General features: G+C 67.5%; 24 protein-coding genes. 10 read left to right on the top strand and 14 right to left on the bottom strand.

The window, feature by feature from the left end:
• Positions 1–27: 27 nt before the first annotated feature.
• From G6N57_RS20915 to G6N57_RS20895, 5 genes are read right to left on the bottom strand one after another with little or no spacing between them, the layout of a single operon-like run.
• Positions 28–684 (bottom strand): maleylpyruvate isomerase N-terminal domain-containing protein, encoded by a 657-nt coding sequence (locus G6N57_RS20915; RefSeq protein ID WP_077740759.1) that lies wholly within the window; start codon positions 682–684, stop codon positions 28–30.
• A 22-nt stretch (positions 685–706) separates the two neighbouring features.
• Entirely contained in the window at positions 707–1162 is a 456-nt protein-coding gene (gene cynS, locus G6N57_RS20910) for a cyanase (RefSeq protein WP_077740760.1), read from the bottom strand.
• Positions 1163–1188: 26 nt separating this feature from the next.
• The gene (locus G6N57_RS20905; RefSeq protein WP_077740761.1) at positions 1189–3054 is read right to left on the bottom strand and encodes a fatty acyl-AMP ligase; all 1866 of its coding nucleotides are present in this window, start codon (positions 3052–3054) and stop codon (positions 1189–1191) included.
• 9 nt (positions 3055–3063) lie between these two features.
• Entirely contained in the window at positions 3064–3507 is a 444-nt protein-coding gene (locus G6N57_RS20900; RefSeq protein WP_077740762.1) for an SRPBCC family protein, read from the bottom strand.
• Positions 3504–3836 (bottom strand): ArsR/SmtB family transcription factor, encoded by a 333-nt coding sequence (locus G6N57_RS20895; protein ID WP_077740763.1) that lies wholly within the window; start codon positions 3834–3836, stop codon positions 3504–3506. Before G6N57_RS20895 ends, G6N57_RS20900 begins: the two co-directional genes overlap by 4 nt.
• Before the next feature lie 104 nt (positions 3837–3940).
• On the opposite strand from G6N57_RS20895, the gene G6N57_RS20890 reads away from it, so the two are divergent.
• Both G6N57_RS20890 and G6N57_RS20885 read left to right on the top strand, forming a co-directional pair.
• Positions 3941–4711: a DUF899 domain-containing protein gene (locus tag G6N57_RS20890; protein WP_077740764.1), complete on the top strand. Its 771-nt coding sequence runs from the start codon at positions 3941–3943 to the stop codon at positions 4709–4711.
• Between the two features lie 45 nt (positions 4712–4756).
• Entirely contained in the window at positions 4757–6322 is a 1566-nt protein-coding gene (locus tag G6N57_RS20885; protein ID WP_077740765.1) for a class I adenylate-forming enzyme family protein, read from the top strand.
• Between the two features lie 15 nt (positions 6323–6337).
• Here G6N57_RS20885 and G6N57_RS20880 read toward each other — a convergent pair whose 3' ends face one another.
• Entirely contained in the window at positions 6338–6706 is a 369-nt protein-coding gene (locus tag G6N57_RS20880) for an NYN domain-containing protein (protein WP_077741939.1), read from the bottom strand.
• 98 nt (positions 6707–6804) lie between these two features.
• Between G6N57_RS20880 and G6N57_RS20875 the strand changes: the two genes are divergently transcribed.
• The 4 genes from G6N57_RS20875 to G6N57_RS20860 are packed head-to-tail and all read left to right on the top strand — an operon-like array spanning position 6805 to position 10625.
• Positions 6805–8079: a GTP cyclohydrolase II gene (locus tag G6N57_RS20875; RefSeq protein WP_077740766.1), complete on the top strand. Its 1275-nt coding sequence runs from the start codon at positions 6805–6807 to the stop codon at positions 8077–8079.
• A complete protein-coding gene (locus tag G6N57_RS20870) occupies positions 8076–9302 on the top strand; it encodes a URC4/urg3 family protein (RefSeq protein WP_077740767.1) in 1227 nt (408 codons plus the stop codon). The genes G6N57_RS20875 and G6N57_RS20870 overlap by 4 nt, the downstream gene beginning before the upstream one ends.
• Before the next feature lie 10 nt (positions 9303–9312).
• Positions 9313–9942, top strand: coding sequence for a uracil phosphoribosyltransferase (gene upp, locus G6N57_RS20865; RefSeq protein ID WP_077740768.1), 630 nt, complete (start codon positions 9313–9315; stop codon positions 9940–9942).
• A complete protein-coding gene (locus G6N57_RS20860) occupies positions 9939–10625 on the top strand; it encodes a CPBP family intramembrane glutamic endopeptidase (protein ID WP_077740769.1) in 687 nt (228 codons plus the stop codon). The genes upp and G6N57_RS20860 overlap by 4 nt, the downstream gene beginning before the upstream one ends.
• 5 nt (positions 10626–10630) lie before the next feature.
• Here G6N57_RS20860 and G6N57_RS20855 read toward each other — a convergent pair whose 3' ends face one another.
• The 3 genes from G6N57_RS20855 to ripD form a co-directional block, all read right to left on the bottom strand.
• The gene (locus tag G6N57_RS20855) at positions 10631–11413 is read right to left on the bottom strand and encodes a hypothetical protein (RefSeq protein ID WP_077740770.1); all 783 of its coding nucleotides are present in this window, start codon (positions 11411–11413) and stop codon (positions 10631–10633) included.
• A gap of 55 nt (positions 11414–11468) precedes the next feature.
• Entirely contained in the window at positions 11469–12530 is a 1062-nt protein-coding gene (locus tag G6N57_RS20850) for a M48 family metallopeptidase (RefSeq protein WP_077740771.1), read from the bottom strand.
• 76 nt (positions 12531–12606) lie between these two features.
• Positions 12607–13227: an NlpC/P60 family peptidoglycan-binding protein RipD gene (gene ripD, locus G6N57_RS20845; RefSeq protein ID WP_077740772.1), complete on the bottom strand. Its 621-nt coding sequence runs from the start codon at positions 13225–13227 to the stop codon at positions 12607–12609.
• Positions 13228–13573: 346 nt separating this feature from the next.
• On the opposite strand from ripD, the gene tenA reads away from it, so the two are divergent.
• A complete protein-coding gene (gene tenA / locus G6N57_RS20840; RefSeq protein WP_077740773.1) occupies positions 13574–14257 on the top strand; it encodes a thiaminase II in 684 nt (227 codons plus the stop codon).
• Between the two features lie 56 nt (positions 14258–14313).
• Here the strand turns inward: tenA and tpx are convergent, their stop codons facing one another.
• Entirely contained in the window at positions 14314–14805 is a 492-nt protein-coding gene (tpx, locus tag G6N57_RS20835) for a thiol peroxidase (RefSeq protein WP_077740774.1), read from the bottom strand.
• A 61-nt stretch (positions 14806–14866) separates the two neighbouring features.
• On the opposite strand from tpx, the gene G6N57_RS20830 reads away from it, so the two are divergent.
• A complete protein-coding gene (locus G6N57_RS20830; protein ID WP_077741940.1) occupies positions 14867–15760 on the top strand; it encodes an aminoglycoside phosphotransferase family protein in 894 nt (297 codons plus the stop codon).
• A 4-nt stretch (positions 15761–15764) separates the two neighbouring features.
• Here G6N57_RS20830 and G6N57_RS20825 read toward each other — a convergent pair whose 3' ends face one another.
• A complete protein-coding gene (locus G6N57_RS20825) occupies positions 15765–16088 on the bottom strand; it encodes a hypothetical protein (protein WP_077740775.1) in 324 nt (107 codons plus the stop codon).
• Positions 16089–16248: 160 nt separating this feature from the next.
• Entirely contained in the window at positions 16249–17214 is a 966-nt protein-coding gene (locus G6N57_RS20820) for an o-succinylbenzoate synthase (protein WP_077740776.1), read from the bottom strand.
• A 127-nt stretch (positions 17215–17341) separates the two neighbouring features.
• Between G6N57_RS20820 and G6N57_RS20815 the strand changes: the two genes are divergently transcribed.
• Together G6N57_RS20815 and G6N57_RS20810 are read left to right on the top strand one after the other, a co-directional pair.
• Positions 17342–17596, top strand: coding sequence for a hypothetical protein (locus G6N57_RS20815; RefSeq protein WP_077740777.1), 255 nt, complete (start codon positions 17342–17344; stop codon positions 17594–17596).
• 18 nt (positions 17597–17614) lie between these two features.
• The gene (locus G6N57_RS20810; protein ID WP_077740778.1) at positions 17615–18277 is read left to right on the top strand and encodes an MOSC domain-containing protein; all 663 of its coding nucleotides are present in this window, start codon (positions 17615–17617) and stop codon (positions 18275–18277) included.
• A gap of 24 nt (positions 18278–18301) precedes the next feature.
• Here G6N57_RS20810 and G6N57_RS20805 read toward each other — a convergent pair whose 3' ends face one another.
• Together G6N57_RS20805 and G6N57_RS20800 are read right to left on the bottom strand one after the other, a co-directional pair.
• Positions 18302–18955: an HD domain-containing protein gene (locus G6N57_RS20805; RefSeq protein WP_077740779.1), complete on the bottom strand. Its 654-nt coding sequence runs from the start codon at positions 18953–18955 to the stop codon at positions 18302–18304.
• A gap of 22 nt (positions 18956–18977) precedes the next feature.
• Positions 18978–19520 (bottom strand): cupin domain-containing protein, encoded by a 543-nt coding sequence (locus tag G6N57_RS20800; protein ID WP_077740780.1) that lies wholly within the window; start codon positions 19518–19520, stop codon positions 18978–18980.
• Between the last annotated feature and the right edge of the window lie 51 nt (positions 19521–19571).

The raw sequence follows: 19571 nt of genomic DNA, 5'->3' as shown, positions 1-19571 counted from the left end.
CGACGCCCTATTGACCAGCGTCCGCCGTCAGCCCAGCACGAACGGAAGCCGTGCGGCCGCCTCACCGAGAGCGGACACCTCAGGATCGGTCGGAGCCCGGCGGCCCGTCCCCACCCGCAGGACGTCCGCGTCCGAGAATGTCGCGGGGAATCGGACTCCGGTGATGTCGCCGAACATCGCGCGCGATCGGGCCAGACCGGCCGCGGGCGGTCCGGCCGGTCCCGGCAGATGTGCCACCAGGTCCAGGTGGTGCAGTGTCCATTCCAGAACGTAGGCGTCGAGGTAGTCGCCGACGGTGAGCACCTGCTCCTGCGTGGCAACCCGCCGGTCGGGGTCGGCGAGGTCAGCCGCCCGGCCGGCGGCGGAACCCACATCGTCGAGGTGGAACTTGAGTAGGTCCACATCCTCATAAGCAGCGGCCAGCCGGACGGTCAGCGCCGCCAACGGATCCGCACCGTCGGGAGGCGTACCGGATACGTCCCAATACGTCAGCGCGTTGCGGGTCGGTTCGGCGTCGGCGGGGGTGGCCAGCGTGATCAGCACATCCTGGGCATCAATGATGAGGTGACACACCAGGTCTCGAACCAACCAGCCGGCGCAACCCGAGGGCCGGCTGAAGTCCTCGGGCTTGAGCCCCGCCACCGCTGCCCGCAGCGCCGCCCACGAATCTGAGAACTGGCTCACGCCCGCACGCTAGCAGCGGATGCTACTTCTCCGCGGCCGTCCAGTCGTACGGCAGGAACTTGCCGTCGAAGGTCACCACCACCCGGTCACCGGACGGGTGCGGTTTGCGCTGCACGTCGATGCTGAAGTTGATGGCGCTCATGATGCCGTCCCCGAACTGCTCGTGGATCAGCTCTTTGAGCGCGCCGCCGTAGACCTGCAGCGCCTCGTAGAACCGGTAGATCGTGGGATCGGTGGGCACGGCAGTCGGCAATCCGCCGCGCATCGGGACCGCGGCCAGCACCGGGACCACCGACTCGTCGAGGCCGAGCAGCTCCGCGATGACCTTGCCGGATTCGACCGGCACCGGGTGCTGCCCGAGCAACGCGGACACTGTCCACACCACGGGTTTGTCGATGGCATCGGCCAACTGCTGCCACGTGAGCCCCTTGGTCAGCCGGGCTTCCACGATCGCGGCGGTGATCTCGTCTCTGCTCATACCAGCAGCATGCCCGCGGTGAACGATCACCGCACGCCCAGTGTGCCCGCCAGATACTCGCCGCGACAGGCCAACCGGGCCAGCTTGCCGCTCGTGGTCCGGGGGATCGCGCCCGCGGGCAGGAACCGCAGATCCGCCACGGCCAGTCCGTGCCGGGCGGCCACCGCCGCGCGGATGGCCTCACCGGCCTCCTCGGGATCGGCTTGCTTGGTGCGGGCCGCGCGTTCGGCGATCACCACCAGTCCGGCGCCGTCACCGTCGCGGGTCACGGTGAACGCCGTGACGTACCCGCGCCGCACCAGCGGCGAGGCGTCTGCCACGGTGGCCTCGATGTCCTGCGGGTAGTGGCTGCGCCCGTCGATCCGGACGAGGTCGGCCATCCGGCCGGTCACGTAGAGCTGCCCCTCGGAATACACCCCGAGATCACCGGTGCGCAGCCAGGTGGCGTCCTGCCGAAGTCCTTCAGCGTGACCGCCCGAGGCCAGCCGGGACTGCAGCGACACCCCGAACACCTTCCGCGTCTCCTCCGGCCGGCCCCAGTAACCGCGACCGACGTTGTCGCCGTGCAGCCAGATCTCCCCGATCCGGCCGTCGGCCACTTCCTCGGAGGGCCCGTCGGCAGTCGCGGGATCGACGATCACCGCCCACAGACTGCGGGCCGGGTGGCCACACGACACATGGGCGACGGCCCCCTCGGCGTGAGCGTCGACGCGCACGGCTCGCCCGACTGCGAGCTGCTCGCGGTCGAAGTAGACCACCGACGCCTGCTCGGCCGGGGCGATCGTGGAGATCAGCAGCGTCGCCTCGGCGATGCCGTACGACGGCTTGAACGCGGTCGGCGGTAGCCCGTGGGGCGCGAACACCTCGTTGAATGCCGTTATCACTTCAGGGTTTACCGGCTCGGAGCCGATGATGAGGACCACGTTGCTCAAGTCGATGTCCTCCCCCGCCGCGGGAACACCGCGCTGGGCGGTCCATTCGTACGCGAAATTCGGCGCGGCGGTGATCACGCGGCCGTGTTTCGAGGCATCGGACATGGCCCGGATCCACCGCTCGGGGCGACGGATGAAGGCGGTCGGCGACATCAGCGTCGAGTGCCCGCCGTAGACCGCAGGAAACCCGATCATCGAGAGGCCCATGTCGTGATAGAGCGGTAACCAGCTGAGGCCGTGGGTGTTTCGGTTCAGCAAGTCGATGGACAGGATCATCTGCAGCAGGTTGGTGCCGACGGCGCGGTGGGTGATCTCCACACCGACCGGTGGGCGCGTCGAGCCCGAGGTGTACTGCAAGTGGGAGATGTCGTCGGGATCGACCGGGATCGGGGTGAACCCGTCCCCCTCCGAATCGGGTATCCCATCATCGGGTATCCCATCGATGAGCTCGACCCGGGGGCGCACCGTGTCGGGCATCTTCGCGAGGAACTCCCGCACCGCGGCCTCCCCCGCGGCGGTGGTGAGCACCGTGGTCGGCCGGGAGTCGAGCAGCGCGGTCTCGAGGCGTTCGGCGTGCCCCTGCAGTTCCGGCGCGAACAGCGGCACCGCGATGTTGCCTGCCTTGATCGCCGCGAAGAACCCGACGACATAGTCGAGTCCCTGCGGCGCGAGGACCGCGACGCGGTCACCGCGCCCGGCAACCTGTTGCAGCCGCGCCGCGACGGCCCGCAGTCGCACGCCCAGCTGGGTCCAGGTCAGTTCGACGACCTCTTCGGTGGCGTGGCTGTGATCGAGGTAGCGGTAAGCGACCAGGTCTGGAACGTGAGCGATGTTGCGGTCGATCAGAGATATCAGGGTGGTGCCCGGGGGCAGCACGATGCCGCCGTTCTCGTCCAGGCAATCCTCGATGCGGAGCAGGCCCGCCGGGGCCTCGTACTGAATCTGAGTGCCGCTCTCCATGCCGGCAGTCTAGGTCGCGGCGCCTTCGAGTCGGGCCGCCAGCTGCTCGAGCGTGAGGGTCCATCCGTTGTGGAAGTCGTCGAATTCCTCTGGCGGCAAAAGGGAATGCTCGATCGACATCATCGTCTGCCCGTCGCCGACCGGCTCGAATTCGACATTGACGATGCTGACCACGGTCGGGTCGGCCCAGTCCGAGTTGCTCCAGGTGAACCGCAGCACACGGGGCCGGTCGATCGTGAGGAACTGCCCGGTGATCAGCACGCTCGAGCCGGAATCATCGATGTCGAACCGCACGAGCCCACCCACCCGGGGTTCGACCGCCACTTCGACGCAGTACACGGGCCGCGGGCACATCCACTCCCGCAGCGACTCGGGGTCGAGCCATTCGTCGAAGACCACATCGGGGGTCGCGGGCATCAGCCGTCGGACCCGGACCGTCGGGGCGTCGGTCATCGGGAATCCGCCTTACGACGCAACCGGGCGGCAAGGGCGTCCGCGCGGGTCGACCAGAAATCGGTCTGCTCGGTCATCCACTGCTGGGCCATCGCCAAGCCGTCCTGTTTGAGCGACACCCAGTGCTCTCGACCGCGGACCTCGCGCTGCACCAGGCCTGCGGCTTCCAACACCCCGATATGCCGCGAGACGCCGGCGAAGGTCATGGGCAACGGGGCGGCGAGGTCGCTGATGCGGGCGTCACCCTCGCGCAGGGCCTCCAGCAACCGGCGCCGGGTCGAATCGGCCAGCGCGGAGTAGGCCCGGTCCAGAACCTGATCTTCAACCACCTTGTTGACTATAGCCGTGAGTCGTGGTTCCCTGAAGGAAGCAATATTCAACTGATTTGTTGAACGTTGGATCAGCACCGGACGTACCGACGACGGGAGTAGCCGTGAAGAATCCACCGATCGTGCCGGCCGCAGAATGGCAGGCCGCACTCGACGAAATGCTGGTCAAGGAAAAGGAATTCACCCGGGCCCGGGACCGGCTCGCGGCGCTGCGCCGGCGCATGCCGTGGACGCCGGTGGACAAGGACTACGTGTTCGAGGGCCCGGAGGGCACCGCGAGCCTGCTCGACCTGTTCGCCGGGCGTCGTCAGCTGATCGTCTACCGCGCCTTCCTCGATCCAGGCGTGGACGACTGGCCGGAACACGGGTGCGTCGGCTGCTCGCTGATGGCCGACCACATCGGCAACCTCGCCCATCTCAACGCCCGCGACACCACCCTCGTCTACGCCTCCCGCGGGTCGCAGGCCGACATCGCCCGGATCAAGGGGCGCATGGGATGGAACCATCCCTGGTACACCATGGTTCCCCGACCCGGTGCGGAGTTCGACGTGGACTTCGGTGTCGACGAATGGCACGGCACCAACGCATTCATCCGCGACGGGGACCGGATCTTCCGCACCTACTTCATCGACAACCGGGGCGACGAGGCCTTCGTCAACACCTGGAACTTCCTGGACATGACCGCGCTCGGCCGTCAGGAGACCTGGGAGGATTCTCCGCCCGGATACCCGCAGACCAAGGCCTACGAGTGGTGGTCCTGGCACGACACCTACGCCGAACATGAGCCGTCGCGATGGTTCGGCGATCCCGACCCAGACAATCCGCGCGATCCACGTCCACCCCGTGACGACTGCGCGGCCTGCGGAGGCCACTGACCCGCCGCAGGCAGCCCGGCGCAGGCCATTGGAGAAGATGGGCGGGTGACGCACCTTCCGTTGACTGTTCCCGCTCTCCTGCGGCGCAGCGCCGCCGAGTTCGGCGAGTCCGTCTACCTGGTCACCCCGACCGACCGGCTCACCTACCTCGAGGCCGACCAACGATCCGCCGAGCAGGCGCGGTGGCTGCTGCACCAAGGGGTGGGCAAGGGCAGTCGCGTCGGCCTGTTCTTCCCCAACAGTGCCGAGTGGGTGACCTGGTGGCTCGCGGTGTCGCGAATCGGGGCGGTCGCGGTGCCGCTGAGCACGCTGTACACGCCCGCCGAGATCGCAAAGGTGTTGCGCCTGGCCGACATCGGTCTGCTCATCGCCCCCAGCACGGTGCTGACCATCGACGTCGCCGACCGGTTGGAGGCGGCCCTGCCCGAACTGGCGGACCACTCGACGAGCCGGCTGGCCCTGCGCGCCGCACCCTATCTGCGCCGCATCGCGCTGATCGGCGACACCGACCGGCCGTGGGCATCGGGCGGTTGCGATGCCGACGCCGACGTCGTGCCGGTCGATGTGCTGGCCGCCGCGGAAGCCGAGGTCTCCCCCGCCGACCTCGCAATCATGGTGCACACGTCCGGATCCACCGCTGACCCCAAAGGGGTGCTGCACACCCACGGCACGCTGGCGCGTCAAACCTCGACCTGGCCTGCGGCCATTCGGGCGATCACCGGAACACCGGACCAGTCCCGCATCCTGTGCGCAATGCCGTTCTTCTGGATCGGCGGACTGCTCGCCGTCACCGGCGCCCTGCACGAACCGGTCACCCTGGTGGTGATGCCGAAACTCGATCCGGAAACCGCACTGGATCTTGCCGAGCACGAACGGATCACCGGGATCGTGGGCTGGCCCGCCTTCACCCAGAAGTTGCGGGAACATCCGACGTTCGCCGACCGAGACCTGAGCAGCGCACCGATGTTGCGCGAGGGCCCGCTTGACATCGCCATGACCGACGTACCGGACGGATTTCCGGTGCACCGCACCATGTCTGAGACCGCGGGCGGCTTCGTGTTCACCGACATGGCCATCGTCGACGAGCACGGCGTCCCTGTCGACTCCGGAGACACCGGCGAACTGCTGGTCCGCGGCATCGGGGTGATGGCCGGCTACAACAAACGCGAACGGTCGGAGACCTTCGACGCCGACGGCTGGTACCACACCGGCGACAAGGTGTACCGGCGCGACGGCGATCCCCGACTTTTCTACGTCGGGCGTACCACCGACCTGATCAAGGCCGCCGGAGCCAACGTCTCCCCGCTGGAAGTCGAGGCCGTCATCGCCGAGTCTGCCGAGGTGACGCAGTGTGTGGTCGTCGGCATCGACGACCCGCAGCGCGGTGAGGAAGTCTGCGCGGTGGTGGTGCCGACCGCGGAGCTCGACCTGGCCGCCCTGGCCGCCCACACACGGCAACAGTTGTCCGCCTACAAGGTGCCGACCCGATGGGCCCTGACCACCAGCGACCGGATACCGACCCTGCCCAGCGGAAAGTTCGACCGGAAACGCCTGCGGCAGTTGATCATCGACGGAGATTTGGAGACCGCACGCCCCGGGCGTGCGCACTGATCGACGAGCGCCCGCTCAGTCGATCTCTCTGCGGAACCCTGCTGCCGGGTGCACCGAAGCGCCCGCGGCGCGGACCCTGGCGGCCAGCCCGCCATCCGATGTCACGACCGTGATCTCACCGGGTCGCGAATCCGCCTGAACCAGCCGCACGATCTCGTCGTCGGCGGAGTTCGCGGTCGCCCTCGGGGCCTGGGCCACCTCGATGACGTCGGACTCGATCGGCGGCGTCGTCGGCCCTTCGAACACCACCGCCACCCGCCGGTCTTCGACCGCCGCCCAACGCTCGAGCCGCTCGACCAAACCCGCCATCGCACCGCGGCGGTCCTTCCACCAGCCGTCCGGCTTCGAGCCGATGACGTTCATACCGTCCACGATCCAGCGCACCCACATGACGGTACGGACACAGTGCATGCGGAACCAGCCGAATCGGGGTTGACTGGACAGTCTCAACCGGGCGCGTGCGCGGAGGAAGGAGCACCGACATGGTCGCCGAATCAGGTGGTGCGCCCGCGGAGCCTGCGAAGGCCCGGCATATCCGGTTGACATCGCACAGTGCTGCAGCGGGGACCCCGACGATCCAGTGGGCCGCACCGAGCGCGGCCGAGCGCGGCCCGGTGATCGGCACCACCACCACGCGCTCGCACCGCAACGTGATCGGCACCCACAGCGGCTCCTACAGCGTCTACCGGGCATTGGCCGTCGCCGCGGGCGCCCTGTCGCCGGCGCACCGTGCCGATCTGACCAACACCGCCCCCACGGACGTGATCGGGCCGTATCCGCAGTGGAGCCAACCTGCGGCGATCGTCAGCCTGGATCCCTGGGGCGCGATGGTCTCCGATGCCTTCGCCGCCGAACTGGCCGCCGGTTACGACATCCGGCCGACCATCGCGGTCACCAAGGCCCACGTGATGGTGCCGGAGATCGCCACGGCCATCGCCGCCGGCCGGCTGCGCCCCGATGGCCGGGTGTTGCTGGAAAACGGTGCGGCACTGGTGACGAAGGCCGCCATCGAGCCGGTGTGGTTCCTGCCCGGGGTGGCCGCCCGCTTCGGGTGCACCGAGACCGCGCTGCGCCGGGTGCTGTTCGAGGAGACCGGCGGCATGTACCCAGAACTCGTCACCCGCGGCGACCTCGAGGTGTTCCTGCCGCCGATCGGCGGGCAGACCGTGTACATCTTCGGCGCACCACGCGATCTGGCCGACCCGAGGGTGGAACTGACCGCGCGGGTGCACGACGAATGCAACGGCTCGGACGTCTTCGGCTCCGACATCTGTACCTGCAGGCCGTATCTCACGCATGCGATCGAGGAATGTATCGCCGGTGCGCAGCGGGGCGGGGTCGGCTTGGTCGCCTACTCGCGCAAGGAAGGTCGCGCACTGGGTGAGGTGACCAAGTTCCTGGTGTACAACGCACGCAAGCGTCAAGACGGCGGTGACACCGCCGACCAGTACTTCGCCCGCACCGAATGCGTGGCGGGTGTGCAGGACATGCGGTTCCAGGAGCTCATGCCGGATGTCCTGCACTGGTTGGGGGTTCGCAAGATCCACCGCCTGGTGTCCATGAGCAACATGAAGTACGACGCGATCACCGGATCGGGGATCGAGGTCGGCGAGCGGGTCAACATTCCCGACGAGCTGATCCCTGCCGACGCCCGGGTCGAGATCGACGCCAAGATGGCCGCCGGCTATTTCACCCCCGGACCCGTTCCCGGCGTCGACGAACTCAAGATCGCCAAGGGCCGCGGACTCACTCCATGACCACGACCGCGGACGGCGCGGCGGCCATGGCGGCGGTGGCCACGTTACGCAGCACCGCCGCCATCCGTGAACGGGCCCAACACCTTCTGCACCGCGCCAGATCCGGCGACTCGCCCTGGTTCGTGGTCGACGACGATGCCCTGGACCACGCGGCCGCAGAGGTCGCCGAACTCACCCGCACCCGCTACCCCACGCTCGCCGTCCCCTACCACAGCCGGTGGCGCCATTTCGAGACCGGTGGCGTGGACCGCCGAGCGGAGTTGGCCACGCGGACAACCGATGTGGATGCCGCGGACCGGGCCCGCTCGATGATCGACCTGGCGGTGGTGAGCGTGCTGCTGGACGCAGGCGCAGGAGCCGACTGGCGTTACGTCGAATCCGATACCGGCCTTTGTCTCACGCGTTCGGAAGGGCTGGGGGTGGCCAGCTGGCACGCGTTCTGCGGCGGATTGTTCTCCAGCGACCCTGGCGATCCGCTGCGGGCGGATGCCGCCACGTTGTGCCACCTCGACGTCGACAACCTGGCTGCTGCGTTTCAGGTGAGTCCAGGCAATCCGTTGGTGGGGCTGGCCGGCCGGGTTCGGCTACTGCGCCGGCTGGGCACGCACCTCGCAGCCCACCCCGACGTGTTCGGCCCGCACGGACGTCCCGGCGGAATGTTCGACACCGTGACCGGTCCGACTGTCGCCGCCCACGAGCTGCTCTCGACGTTGTTGGACACGCTGTCGGGAGTGTGGCTCGCCGACAACGCCATCGACGGTCAGCCGCTGGGTGACTGCTGGCGGCACCCGGCCGTCCGCGGTCCCGGCATGTCCCGCGGATGGATGCCGTTTCACAAACTGTCCCAGTGGCTGACGTACTCGCTCCTCGAGCCGTTCGAGCGGGCCGGTGTCACGGTGACCGACCTCGACGCGTTGACCGGGCTGCCCGAGTACCGCAACGGCGGTCTGCTGCTGGATACCGGGGTGCTCCGGTTACGTGAACCCGCACTGGCCGAGCAGGACTGGGCGGTGGGCGACGAGCTCGTGGTCGAGTGGCGCGCGCTGACGGTCGCGCTGCTCGATGAGCTGGCTCCGCTGGTTCGTGATCATCTGGCGGCCCCGCAACTGCCACTGGCCTGCGTACTGGAGGGCGGAACCTGGGCAACCGGGCGCGCGCTGGCCGCGCGTCTGCGCGACGGCCGTCCGCCGTTGTCCATCATCAGCGACGGCACGGTTTTCTAGGAGGGGCACCATGGGCAACCTTCACGTCATCGATCATCCGCTGGTACAGCACAAGCTGACGCTCATGCGGCAGAAGGACGTGTCCACCAAAGGGTTTCGCCAGTTGCTCACCGAGATCTCGATGCTGATGAGCTATGAGGTGCTACGCGACATCCCGGTGCACGACATCGATATCGAGACACCGCTGGAACCGACGACCGGTGCCGTGATCGACGGCAAGAAACTGGTGTTCGTGTCGATTCTGCGGGCCGGAAGCGGCATCCTGGACGGCATGCTCAGCGTGATGCCGAATGCCCGGGTCGGCCATATCGGCCTGTACCGCGATCCGAAGACCCGGGTGGCGGTGGAGTATTACTTCAAGCTTCCGAGCGACCTGCACGAGCGCGACGTGGTGGTCGTGGATCCGATGCTCGCCACCGGCAATTCGGCCGTCGCGGCCATCGACCGCATCAAGGAATACCAGCCCCGGTCCATCAAGTTCGTCTGCCTGCTGACGTGCCCCGAAGGTGTCGCGGCCATGCATCAGGCTCATCCGGAGGTGCCGATCTACGCCGCCGCGCTGGACCGGGAACTCGACGAGCAGGGCTACATCGTTCCGGGCGTCGGCGATGCCGGTGACCGAATCTTCGGCACCAAGTGACCGCTCACCGTTGGGGTCTGGGCGCATTCGTCATCGTCGAGGCCGTCTATCTGCTCACCTCGGCCGCGTTCGGGGTGTTCGCCCCCGTCGGCCCGCCGCCGCCCTGGCTGATCACCCTGGCGATCGCGGTACCGACACTGGTCGCCGCGGCCCTGGCCATCGCGATCACGACCTGGCGCGGCAACGGTCCCCGCATCGATTTCCGGTGGCAATGGTCTTGGCGCGCCGTCGGTCTCGGGTTGGCCTTCGGCATCGGCGGACTGTTCTTCACCTTGCCGGCCGCGCTGCTCTACCAGTCGATCGTCGGGCCGGACGCGACGTCGGCCGTGGGAGGGGTCTACGAGGGCGTGCGGACGGGCTGGCCGTTGGCGGTGACCGTCCTGCTCCTGGTCGCCGTGATCGCCCCGATCTGTGAAGAAGTGGTGTACCGCGGATTGCTCTGGGGAGCCCTTGAGCAACGGTGGGGGCGCATCGTCGCGGTGATCGTGTCCACTCTGGTGTTCGCGCTGGCCCACCTGGAACCGCAGCGGGCCCCGCTGCTGTTGGTGGTGGCGGTCCCGATCGCGTTGGCCCGGCTGTATTCCGGCAGTCTGTGGGGCGGCATCATCGCGCACCAGGTGACCAACCTGCTACCGGGTTTCGTGATGATGTTCAGCCTGCTGGGGATGATGCCGACCGGCTGAGGGTGCTACCTCTTGCGGTCACGCACCTTGTAGGTCGAGGGCCATGACATCCGGGATTCGTCGCCCACCAAGGGAGTTCCCGATCCGCCGACCCGAACGTCGTATGCCTCCTGCCCGGCACCGACCTCACGATTGGCGTGCTCCTGGGCCAGGTAGTAGAGCTGGTCGATCTCGGCCTCGGAGAACGCCACGAACGTGGTCTTGCGCACGATGTCGTTCATGCCGGCCGTCATCCGATCGGGCAGGACGCGAGAGGCCAGCGCGGCCAGGCCGAGCAGGGTGAACGGGATGACCCAGTAGCAGATGAACGACAACGGCGTCTTGGTGTCCAGGATCGTGGCGTCACCCTGCACGAGAGGAGGAATCGCCGCGGAGATCGTCATCCCGGCGAACGCGCCAACCCAGATCCAGGTCAGGATCTTCACAACCCGTTGGAACAGATCGCTTTCCACGACTCCGGGCGGTTGGCCCGCCGCGGCGAACTCCATCACGAACGGCTTGCCGATCAGCTGGCCGATCAGGGCTACCAGGAAGATTCCCGCGGTACTCAGCGGCTGGATCCAGCGCTCCATCACATCCTGGCTCAGCACCAGGGTGAGGATCGTCAGCACGATGAAGGTCGCGAGGGCACCGACCTCCAAGGTGCGGCCCGGTGCCCCGGAGATCCGGCTGATCACGAATGTGGCGATGGCCGTCGCCAGCGCCACCAGCACGGCGACCAGAAACGGCACGTTGCCGACGAGTACCCAATAGATGATCCACGGCGCGAAGCCAAACAGGATGCCCACGAGCGCCCAGTCTAGGGGCTTACCGTTGATCCGACGGCAATCCCCTGTCGCGGCGTCAGTCCTCGCTCGGCCTGGCGTTGCGGCGCCACTCGGAGATCTTGCGGCCCATCGAGTCGGCCGCGCTCGTCGCGGCCTGCCCAACTCCGTCGACGACGCCGCCCAAACCGTCCCGGATACCCCGGATCAACGGGTCGTTCGACTGGTCGAATCCGTCCTTGTAGTGGCGTGCCGCCGCGCTGACGTCGTCAGCCCAGCTCGCGGTCGCATCGTCGGACCGCAGCGGATAGTTGCCGGCCATGATCGCGCCATATCCGCCGGTATCGACCCACTTGGTCAACGCCGCTGCCCGGAGCACCGAGAACGGATGTGTCTGCAGCTCAAGGTTGAGCAGTTTGAGCACTCCGTCGCGCATGTCCCCGGTCGCGTCATAGTCACGTGCCTGAGCCAGGAACGCCTGCGAGTCGAGCTTGTCGAGGTGCTTGCCCGCCGCCAGCTTCAGCTCGACCCGGATCGCCATGTCGAAGTCCTGTCCGCACAGCAGCCCCGCGCGATCCCCCGAAAGTTCGGATTTGCGTTGCCATTCCTGCAACGCGGCGACGATCGCCCGCAGGGCCCAGCCACCAATCGGGATGAAGCCGAACGACGACGCCAGCCGCAGCAGATGGTGGAGCATCGTGCGGTAGACAGCATGGCCACTGAGCGCATGGCCGAGTTCGTGACCGATGACGAAGCGCATCTCGTCATGTGTCATCAGCTCGTACATGCCCGAGGTGATGACGATGAACGGGTCCTCCATGCCGATGCAGTAGGCATTGGCTTCCGGCGACTGGATGATGAACATCTCCGGTCGTACCGGAGCGTCGAGCACCTGCACGCACTCGTCGAGCAGCGCGTCGAGGTCGGCGAACTGCCGCGGACCCACCCGGGCCGAACTGGCCAGGTACAGCAGCCGGTGCTTGCGTTCGCGCAACATCCCCGACAGCACTTTGAGGACCTGATCGAACCCCTTGAGTCGACGCAACGCGGTCAGTGCGGTGCGGTCAGCCGGATGCTCCCACGCGCGCGAACTGATACCGGGAAACAGGGTCCGTGTGGTCGCAGGTGTCTGGTCGGTCAATGCTGTGTGCCCTTCCTCGTCGACAGCTCAAGCCTACGGAGGGTTGAGCCGCCTCGGGCACACCAGATCTCAGGGGTCAGGCGATGATGCGAACCAGGTAGGGCGTCATTCCCTGGGCCCGCACCGGCGTGACCGCGACGGCGGGCTCGGTGCCCTGGATCATCTGATTGTTGCCGAGGTAGAGCGCCACGCTCTGAGTGCCCTCTGGGCCGTAGAAGATCAGATCGCCGGGCAGCGCCTGGGACGGCAGTACCTTCTGCCCGACCTTGTACTGCTCGCCCGAGGAACGCGGCATCTTCACGCCGGCTCCGGCGAAGGCGTAGACGATCAACCCGGAGGCATCGAACCCGACCACATTCGACGAGGGATCGGGCACGAGACCGACAACGGGAGGCGTCACCATCGGGGCGGTCACCGCCGGGGTGGACAGCCCGGGGGCGAGGCCGCCACCCAGGGCGGGCGGAGCCGTCGGAGTCATGCCGGGGGCGGGCAGCGCGCGGGCCACACCGCGGGTCGGCCCGTTGACGTCGCCGCCGCCGTAGCTGAAGGGCACTCCGCGCTGTGACATCGCGCGGGCGATCACGAGATCGACAAAGCGCTGGTTGCCGGTCGGGCGTTCGATCGGTGCGGCACCGGCCAGTCCGGGAGTCGCAACCAGAAATGCCAGACTGATCAGAAGGGCAAAGGTACGTCTCATCGAACATCAACTCTCTCGACCACCAGGCGGTGACTTCGACTGCTGGTCGTCGTCAGTCGAGTCAATCATTTGTACCGCGCACCGGCCGATTTGCCCAATTCGTATGGGGCACAAGCCTGATCAGATGCAGTACCGTGACCGAAAGGTTATCGTGCGAGCCGTCGCCCTGATCGCGTCAGAATCGGCCCTACTGCGATCGACATCACCGAACAGGTTCGAACACCGCCCTCGGCGGCAAAGTACCCGGGACACGTCCGGTTTCACTCGAACGCCGCGAAAATCGTTGTGGTACAGCGCCCGCCGACGGGGCGCACAACGTTTGCCCGTCACCTGACACCATGGTGGGATGAACCCCGATGCGAACCCGCAATCCTGGTCGGCCCGGCTCTGGGAGGCGATCGACCCGACGTTCACCGCGATCCTGGCGCATCCGTTCCTGACCGGGCTCACCGACGGCAGCCTGGACGACGGCGCATTCGCGCATTACGTGGCGCAGGACGCGCACTATCTGCGCGACTACGCCCGCGCGTTGACGATCGTCGCCGCCAAGGCCCCCTCCCTGGCCGACACCGCGATGTTCTCCCGGCATGCCGCCGAGGTCTTCGATGTCGAACTGGGCCTGCACAACGAACTGCTCCCGGAACTGGGGCTGGATGTCGAGGCCCTGGACGCGACGCAGGTCACCCCGACCACGCGCGCCTACACGAGTTATCTGCTGGCCGCGGCGTACAGCGGCAGCTTCGCCGAGGGACTGGCGGCGGTCCTGCCCTGCTACTGGATCTATGCCCGGGTCGGGGCAGCGCTTTTGGATCGCGGATCGCCGGATCGGCGCTATCAGCGGTGGATCGACAGTTACGGCGGCGACGAGTTCGCCGCGACGGTCGCCGAGGTGCTCGATCTGACGGATCGGGTCGGGCCGACCCTGGGCGGGGCGGACGAAGCCGCCGCACGGGCCCATTTCGTGGTCACGTCCAAATACGAGTGGATGTTCTTCGACGCGGCGTACCGCCGCGAGCAGTGGCCCGTCTGAGGGCCTGCCGATTCCTCACCGGCGCGAGATGCGCCGGTGAGGAGGGGTGACGACGGTCAGAGTGCGGCCAGGGCGGCGTCGTAGTTGGGCTCCTGGACGATCTCGGGCACCAGTTCGGTGTAGGCCACCTTGCCGTCGGCTCCGATGACGACGACGGCGCGTCCCAACAGACCGGCCATCGGACCGTCGGCCATGGTGATTCCGTAGTCCTCACCGAAGCTGTCGCGGAACGCCGATGCGGTGACGACGTTCTCGATCCCCTCGGCTCCGCAGAAACGGCTCAGCGCGAACGGCAGGTCCTTCGACACGCACAAGACGGTGGCACCGGCGGCAGCGGCCCGCTCGTTGAAGGTGCGCACGCTGGCTGCGCAAATCCCGGTGTCGACCGACGGGAAGATGTTCAGCAGCACCGACTTGCCCGCGAACTGATCGCTGCTGACGGCGCCGAGATCGGTGCCGGTGACCGAGAAGCTGGGAGCCGGGCTACCGACTGCCGGCAGGTCGCCGACGGTGTTGATGGGGTTTCCCTTGAACGTTATCTGTGCCATGGGGCACAGTCTGTCAAAACCGGGTGCCCCGCGGGCCGCCCGGGGTGCGACGATGATGCCGATGATCGATCTGCCCGAGGCCGTGCGCGCGATGGGCACACGAGGACCTCAGTGGCAGTCATGGGTCGACGGTCTGCCGAGACTCATCCGCGACCAGCTCGACGAGTGGGACCTGCGCGCCGACGGGCCCGCGTTTCACGGCTACTGCTCGATCGTGCTGCCGGTGCGGACCAGCGAGCGGGCGCCTGCAGTCCTCAAGGCCGCCTTCCCCGATGACGAGTCCGAACACGAACACCTGGCGCTGCGCCGCTGGGCAGGTTCCGGTGCGGTGCGGCTGATGCGCGCCGATCCGCACCGCCGGATGATGCTGCTGGAACGGTTGCAGCAGCGAAACCTCAACGAGCTGTGGGACATTGAGGCTTGCGAGATCGTCGCGGCACTCTACGACCGGCTTCATGTGCCGGCTCTGCCGCAGCTGCGGTCGCTCGCCGAATGCACCGCACACCGGACCACCGAACTGACCCGGCTGCCCCGCAATGCCCCGGTTCCGCGTCGGCTGGTGGAGCAGGCGATCACGCTCGGCCGGGATCTGGCAGGCGATCCGGCCACCACCGGCACCCTGATCCACACCGATCTCCATTACGAGAATGTCCTGGCCGCCGACCGCGAACCGTGGCTGGTGATCGACCCCAAGCCGATGAACGGAGACCCGCACTACGAAGTCGCGCCGATGCTGTGGAACCGGTGGGAGGAGCTCGCCGGGTACGTCCGCGACGGCGTCCGGCGCCGGCTGTCCGCGGTGGTCGACGCTGCCGGCCTGGATGCCGACCGGACCAGGGACTGGGTGATCGTCCGGATGTTGCACAACGCGATGTGGGAGCTGACCGAGACGGCCGAACCCGACGCGGACTGGTTGACGACCTGTGTGGCGATCGCCAAGGCCGTGCAGGACTGAATGCTCAGATGACTTTGTAGGTGAGGTCGTACCGCGCGCCCGCGCCGTTGAACTGCTGGGTGAGCTCACCTTGCCCCAACTCGTCCGAGCGGATGAAGATCGAGCCCACATCCTGCATCTCGTCGGTGCGCACATCCACCTCTCTCAACACGATCTCCAGCTGGCCGTCGAACGGCAGCAGTCGGTCCAGATCCACCACATCCCCCTGGCACATCGACACAGCCTTGAACTGGAATCCATCAGCTCTGCTGATACTGAGCTCGTCGGTCCCACCGGAGTCCTGGGTCTTTACGGCCCGGAGTTCCGACAGCTTGGCGAACAACGACATGGCATCCTCCGTTGGATCTTCCCGCCAGCGGTAGCTGACGCAGTCGATTCTCGAGTTGCCGGGCCGCCGCACACATGCGTAGTGCGCTACTTGAATCTGTTCCGTCCAGCATTCCGGGCCGAGGCCCTCAACGGGCCGTCCACAGCAGCATCACGGCTGATCAAGACGCAGATATGGCGCTCTGCAGGCGCTCCCGCCACCAGGTCACCCGAGCCGGATCGGTGACCGCATACCGTTCGATCCGATCAGGCTGCGGAGCCGGGGGCATCGGCGCCACCGGTAGGTAGCCATCGACCGGAACCAGTGAGCGCGAATCCGCCACCAGGTCCCCCGTGAGCAATCCCCTGGTTCCCAGTTCGCAGGCGAAGTCCAACCGGGGTAATGCCCCGGCCAGCGCGAGTCCCGCCGCCAACCCGATGGTCGTCTCGAGCGTCGCGCTGACCACACAGGGCACCCCCGAGGCTTCGGCCACCCGCAACGCCCGGCGTGCCCCGCCCAGCGGGCCGCAGGCGAGCACCGCGATGTCGGCTGCCTCGCCGAGGTGCAGGCCCATCGGGTCGTCGGCGTGGCGAATCGACTCGTCTGCCGCGATCCGCACGTCGACCTGGCGTCTGACCTGCGCCAACTCGTCGAGCGTCCGGCACGGTTGCGTGACGAACTCCAGCCCGCCTGCGGCACGATCGAGGGCCCCGATCGCGGCGACCGCGGTATCGGGATCCCACCGTCCCGAGGCGGCGCACCTGATCACGCCGCCCGCACCGAGCCCGTCACGCACGGCGCGCACCCGCTCGACGTCCTGTGCCAGTCCTCCGGCGCCTACCTCGACCGCGGCCGTCCGGCAGCCCGATGCCGCGGCGATCTGGTGAGCGCGGTCGGCGTCGACAGCGGGAACGGTGACCGCTACCGGCACCCGCCCACGCACCGGGTCGGGCCAGCCGACGGTTCCCGGCTCGGTCGCCGCGGTGAGCCAGCGAACCAGCGCGCGGTCGTCGGGCAGCGGGCTGAACTCCCCCCACCCCTGGGGTCCCTCCAGCAGCATGCCCTCACGGACCGTCAGGCCGCCGACCGGTTCGGTGGTCGGAATGGCGAAGACGGGCGCACGGTCGAAGTCGATCAGGGTCTGCACAACCACGTGACGCTAGCGGACCGAACCGGCCCCGGGCCGACAACGGGGTAACTGCGGATGCCGCCCGGGTGCGCGGCCTAGACTGCGGCCATAGGTCGGGCAGGTGCAGCTCATGAGGAGACAGCCGATGACGAGGGCAGTGTGGCGCGGGGTTCTCACCGTGGTGTCGGCCGCGGTGCTGTCGGCCGGTTCGATGGCAGTGGCCACGATTGTGGCGCCGGCGTCGAGCTCGGCGTGTCCGCCCGGGGAAACCGGTGTCACCAACGGATGTTCACCCTTCTGCATCCCGGGCCGGCAACTCGACCTCGCGACCGGACTGTGCCTCCCGGTGTCACCACCACCGCCGGCCTCCCCGAATGGTGTTGCGACACCGCTCTTCTAAGCCACTACGCTGGGCGTCATGGCGCAGGTACTCACGGTCAACGTGGCCCATCCACGTCCCAACACCGCTGAGGGGCGTGCCGTCACGGGCATCGACAAGCGCCCCGTCGACGGGGCGGTCGCGGTACGCGCCCCCGGGCCGATGCACGGCGGGCTCGGGAGCGGTCTGGTCGGCGACACGATCGGCGACCAGCAGTTCCACGGCGGCGACGACCAGGCGGTGTACGCGTACGCGCGTGAGGATCTCGACGCCTGGGAAACCGAACTGGACCGTGAGATCGCCAACGGCGTGTTCGGTGAGAACCTCACCACCGCGGGGATCGACGTCACCAACGCCGTCATCGGCGAACGGTGGCGGGTCGGGTCTGACGGGCTGGAGCTCGAGGTATCCCGGCCACGCATCCCGTGCCGGACGTTCGCCAACTGGCTGCAGATCAACGGGTGGGTCAAAACGTTTACCAGAACGGCGGTTCCGGGTGCCTACCTTCGACTCGTGACACCTGGTTCGGTGTCGGCCGGCGACGAGATCGTGGTCACCGACCGGCCGGACCACGACATCACCATCGGGTTGGTCTTCCGGGCCCTGACCCTGGAACCACAGCATCTGCCCGCGATCCTGCGGGCAGATGCCCTGCCCGAACCTCTGCGCGAGCTCGCCGAACGTCGCTCCGGCGCCAGCTGATCACCGGTTATCCTGCAAGACAGGCTATTCCGGCCAGCCGTTGGCGAGAATCACCTCGACGAAATCCTCCCGGACGAATTCATCGTCGAAGTGTGCGAGCACATCGGCGTTGACGGTGCCGAACGTCGAACCCGGCCGGTGCAGCACCCCGTCGGTGAACGCCCGCAGGATCCGGTTCTTGAAGTCCGGCCGCGGATGCGCCGTCGTGACGGCCTCCCGGTCCTCCGGTGCCAGGTTGTCGAGGCCGATCCCGAGCACATCGGTTTCGACACCCGCTGTCACCAGGGCGATCTCAGGATCGAGGAACTCGGGGACGCCCGGGGTGGTGTGCAGCGCAATGCCAAGCCAGACCTTGCGCGCGGCGGCCTCGTCGACCCCGCGCTGCAGCAGGAAGTCCCGGGCGGCGTTGGCACCGTCGACCTCGAAACGCAGCTGAGAGGTCGTGCGGTACGGCTCGTTCAAACCGAGGTCATGGAACATCGCGCCCACGTACAGCAACTCCAGGTCGGGATGCAGCCCCCTCCGCAGGCCTTGCAGCGCACCGAAATAGAACACCCGGCGGGAATGGTGGAACAGCAGGTCATCCTCGACGTCGCGGATGTACTCGGTGGTCTCCCGCACCAGCGCGGTGTCCGGCAGTTCGATACCGGCGACGTTGTCGGTCAATGAGATCGTCATGATTGGCTCCTTCAAACTCTGATCAGTGGGTGGGCGGATTCAGGTGGTACCGGGTCACGATGTCGTCGAACCACTGCGGCTTGCCGTAGGTGAGGCCGTACCTGTTCGAGAGCTCGACGAATTCGGCCGTGGTGTGCAGTGGCGGACTGTCCGGGCCGGGTTCAGCGGCTGAGGCGAGCAGCTCACCGAGCTCGCGGAAGTAATTCTCGAAACCGTTGCCCGGTGTGATGACTTCGATGATGCGGCCCGGTGTCGTGCCGGCGTTCCACATGGCGTGCATCTGCCCACGTGGCTTGGTGATGTAGCCGCCGGGTCCCAGCACCACCTCGCTGTCGTCGGAGCGAAAGCCGATCTCGCCGGACAGCACGATCGAGTGCTCGTCCTCGTTGGTGTGCCGGTGCGCCGCGGTGATCATGCCGACCGCGAAAGGGTGCTCGACAATCGAGACCAGGCCACCGGTTGTGCGACCGGTGAGCTTGAAAACCGCGCCGAAGCCCGGTATTTCGGCGGTGTCCCCCGCCCCGGGCTGGACCACTGTCAGGGTTGCACCTGCGGTGAATGACATGTGAACCTCCTTGTCGCCGTGTCACCAGTCTGCGACCCCACCCTCGGTAGC

This window comes from Mycolicibacterium boenickei (genome assembly GCF_010731295.1).
Lineage (GTDB): Bacteria > Actinomycetota > Actinomycetes > Mycobacteriales > Mycobacteriaceae > Mycobacterium > Mycobacterium boenickei.
Note: the sequence above shows the minus strand (reverse complement) of the source record. Positions and strands in the feature narration are given on the sequence as shown.